Here is a 921-nt window from a genome sequence, read left to right as displayed (position 1 = left end):
TGAACGTCTGCTTTCTTGGGATGTTCTGGACGTGGCCTAATATTTCGCCAACCATGGCGCTTCAAGAGTTGATAAAAGGCATCACGTGTGTAGGAAGAACCTAACTCCTTTTTATAAGCCTGAAATAAGGCATCAATTGTAACAAATTCTCCTGCCTCTGCAGCCTTCAAATGACGGGCAAGAAAGGCTTTCTCTTCCTCAATTGTCATATGTGCATGGTTACGACCACCACGTATTTCTTGAAGGAGAGAATCGCGTCCGAACTCCTCATATTTTTTTACAGTTGGCCAAATCGTTGTTTGATTACAGTCTAAAAACTCTATAATCTCTTTATAAGATTTACCCATCAGACGAAATAGAACGATTTGAAGGCGTTTATGATATTTAGCTGTACGAGAGTCTCTTAAAAGTGTTTTGATAGCTTGGATTTCTTCTTTAGTTGATTTCATATTACTACTATATAATGCTTTTTTATTTTAGCTTAGTATGAGTGTCCTTGTTCACGTCTTTCTTTTCCCACATGAAGAGAGTTCTGACGCCAACATCAAAAACCTTGGCTGCCTCGACATGGCTGTGCCCCTCTTTGATGTAATCTAATTCTCGATGTTTAAAATCTGTACTATATGCCATAGCTTTATTATAACATGCTTGTTTGAAACTAAGAAAATATCAAAACTCCATAATTGTTTTTCTAAAATACAGCTTTCAAATATCCTTAAATATAATAGACTTCCTGTGAAACAAAAATATGATACAATAAAATTATGAAGCAAGTAAACAACTAACTGATACACGATTTAAGCTCCTTGTTGCTGTTCAGCGCACGACTTTTGAAGAGATGTTAGCTGTATTGAAAACAGCTTATCAAGGTAAACACGCAAAAGGGGGACGAAAACCTAAACTAAGCCTAGAATACCTTCT

At 36.5% G+C, this 921-nt stretch carries 1 protein-coding gene and 2 pseudogenes; 1 reads left to right on the top strand and 2 read right to left on the bottom strand.

Annotated elements, in window-relative coordinates; all coding sequences use genetic code 11:
• On the bottom strand, positions 1-449 hold a 449-nt coding region (locus tag HT669_RS09855; RefSeq protein WP_172933697.1), incomplete at its 3' end, for a winged helix-turn-helix domain-containing protein.
• Positions 450-490: 41 nt separating this feature from the next.
• Positions 491-630, bottom strand: a pseudogene (locus HT669_RS09850) (IS630 transposase-related protein); the annotation flags it as partial.
• 130 nt (positions 631-760) lie between these two features.
• On the opposite strand from HT669_RS09850, the pseudogene HT669_RS10890 reads away from it, so the two are divergent.
• Positions 761-921: pseudogene (locus HT669_RS10890) on the top strand (IS5/IS1182 family transposase); the annotation flags it as partial.

The sequence above is a fragment of the Streptococcus sp. 2100 genome (assembly GCF_013276335.1).
GTDB classification, from domain to species: Bacteria; Bacillota; Bacilli; order Lactobacillales; family Streptococcaceae; genus Streptococcus; species Streptococcus pseudopneumoniae.
This window is presented reverse-complemented; position numbering and strand designations above follow the sequence as displayed.